Annotated in this window: 1 protein-coding gene; it reads left to right on the plus strand. The window is 76.9% G+C overall.

The window, feature by feature from the left end; all coding sequences use genetic code 11:
• Nucleotides 1-2,971 (plus strand): beta-ketoacyl synthase N-terminal-like domain-containing protein (locus IEZ31_RS55420; protein WP_190258236.1); only part of this gene is annotated, 2,971 nt, incomplete at both ends.

A 2,971-nucleotide genomic window follows, 5' to 3' on the forward strand; every position in this document is an offset into this window, starting at 1 on the left:
GGTACTGGCTGGAGGCTCCGGCCGGCGGGAGCAAGCTGCTGGACTCCGCGGTCGAGCTCGCGGGCGGGCAGGGGACACTGCTGACCGGGCGGTTGTCGCTCGCCGCGCAGCCGTGGCTGGCCGACCACGTCGTCGCCGGGGTCCGGCTGCTGCCCGGCACCGCGATGGTCGACCTCGCGATCCACGCGGCCGACGAGGCCGGCTGCGGCACGGTCCGCGAGCTCACGCTGCACGCGCCGCTGGCCGTCCCCGAGCACGAGGCGATCCTGCTGCAGGTCACCGTCGGCGCGCCGGCCGGCGACGGCGCCCGGGAGCTCGGCGTCTACGCCCGCCCCGAGGGCAGCACCGGCGAATGGACCCGGCACGCCAGCGGCATCCTCGCTGCGGACCACGCCGACGGCGCCCAAAGCGCAGACGGGACCGACCACGCCGATGGCGTCCGGGGCGCCGGCGACGGGTCCGGTGCCTGGGCCGCCGACCTCGCGGAGTGGCCGCCGGCCGGGGCCGAGGCACTGCCGCTCGACGGGCTCTACGACGGGCTGGCCGAGGGCGGCGTGACCTACGGGGCGGCGTTCCGGGCCCTGCGGCGCCTCTGGCGGCGTGGCACCGACGTCTTCGCCGAACTCGCCCTGACCGCCGGTGCCGCCGATCCCGGCGAGGCCCACGGGCTGCACCCCGCCCTCCTCGACGCCGCCCTGCAGGCCTGGATGCTCGCCGCCGGCGGCCCCGGGGACGAAGGGGCGGCCGTCAACCGGATGCCGTTCAGCTTCGCCGGCGTCCGGCTGCACGCCGCCGGGGCCGCCGCGCTGCGGGTCCGGCTGACGCCGGCCGAGGGCGACGCGGTCACCGTCGTCGCCGCCGACCCGGCGGGGCAGGCGGTCCTCTCGGTTGGGTCACTGGCGTTCCGGCCGGTCGACATGGGGCGGCTCGCCTCGGCGGCCGTCGCCGCGGCCGGCACCTCGGCGAGCAACGCGCCCGCGGCGATCCGGGCCGCGGTGCGGCGGACCGCGTCCACCGACGGCGCGACCGGCGGCTCGCTGCTCGCCGACCGTCTCGCGCGCCTGGACGCCGCCGAGTGGCACGCCGAGATCCTCGGACTGGTCCGCGACCAGGCCGCCGCCACGCTCCGCTACAGCTCCGCCGACGCCGTCGAGCCGGAGCGGCCCTTCAACGATCTCGGGTTCGACTCGCTCACGGCGGTCGAGCTGCGCAACCGGCTCAACACCGCCACCGGCCTCAACCTGCCGGTGACGCTCATCTTCGACTTCCCCAGCGCCGACGCCCTCGCCCGGCACCTGCGGGACCGGGTCGCCGGCACCAGCCGGGCCGTGGTCGTGCGGGAGCGGGCCGTCGACGAGCCCATCGCCATCGTCGGCCTCGGCTGCCGGTTCCCGGGCGGCGTCGCGTCGGGCGAGGACATGTGGCGGCTGCTGGCCGGCGGCACCTGTGCGGTCTCCGCGCCGCCGACCGACCGCGGCTGGGTCCTCGACGAGAACCTGGGCCCGGCCGGGACCGGCGGGTTCGTCCTGGACGCCGGCGGCTTCGACCCGGCCTTCTTCGGTATCAGCCCGCGCGAGGCGCTGGCCATGGACCCGCAGCAGCGGATCCTGCTCGAGGTGGCCTGGGAGGCGATCGAGCGGGCCGGGATCGACCCGCTGTCGCTGCGCGGCACCGCGACCGGGATCTTCGTCGGCACCAACGGCCAGGACTACGCCGCCGGGCTCACCAGCGTGCCGGAAGGCGTCGGCGGCTACCTCATGACCGGCAACGGCGCCAGCGTCATGTCCGGCCGGATCTCCTACGCCCTCGGGCTCATCGGCCCGGCGGTCACCGTCGACACCGCCTGCTCCTCGTCGCTGGTCGCCCTGCACCTCGCCGCGCAGGCGCTGCGCGGCGGGGAGTGCGGGATCGCGCTCGTCGGCGGCGTGCACATCATGGGCACCCCGATGCTGTTCGCGGAGATGGGCAGCCAGTCCGGCCTGTCCTCCGACGGGCGGTGCAAGGCCTACGCGGCCACCGCCGACGGCATGGGCGTCGGCGAGGGTGCCGGCATGCTGGTCGTCGAGCGGCTGTCCGACGCCCGCCGGCGCGGCCACCGCGTCCTCGCCGTGGTCCGCGGCTCCGCCGTCAACCAGGACGGCGCCTCCAACGGTCTCACCGCCCCCAACGGGCCCTCCCAGGAGCGGGTCATCCTGCAGGCCCTGGCGAACGCCGGGCTCCGCCCGGAGCAGGTCGACCTGGTCGAGGGTCACGGCACCGGCACCAGGCTGGGCGACCCGATCGAGGCCCACGCGCTGCTGGCGACCTACGGCCAGGACCGCCCCGAGGACCAGCCGGTGTGGCTGGGCTCGATCAAGTCGAACATCGGCCACACCCAGGCGGCGGCCGGCGTCTCCGGGATCATCAAGGCGCTGCTCGCAATGCGCCACGAGACGATGCCCGCCACGCTGCACGTCGACGAGCCGTCCCCGCACGTGGAGTGGAGCACCGGGAACCTGTCCCTGCTGACCGAGGCCCGGCCGTGGCCGCGCGAGGCCGGCCGCCCGCGCCGGGCCGGCGTGTCGGCGTTCGGCATCAGCGGTACCAACGCCCACGTGATCCTCGAGGAGGGCGACCCGGTGCCGGAGCCCACCCCGGCCCCCGAAACCCCCGAGGCGCCGACGGCCTGGCTGGTGTCGGCGAAGACGCCCGACGGGCTGCGCGCGCAGGTGGCCCGGCTCGCCGACTGGGCGGCCGGCAGCGACGCCGACCTGGCCGACACGGCCCTGGCCCTGGCGACCCGGCGCTCCCACTTCCCGTACCGGGCGGTCGTCACCGGCGCCCGCCGCGAGGACCTGGTCGCCCACCTGCGCGGGGTGACGGCCGGGGCGCCGGCGGGCTCCCCGAAGACGGTCATGCTGTTCCCGGGCCAGGGTTGGCAGCGTGCCGGCCTGGGTGCGGAGCTGCTGGCGTCGTCGCCGGTGTTCGCGGC

Source organism: Dactylosporangium sucinum, assembly GCF_014647515.1.
GTDB lineage: Bacteria > Actinomycetota > Actinomycetes > Mycobacteriales > Micromonosporaceae > Dactylosporangium > Dactylosporangium sucinum.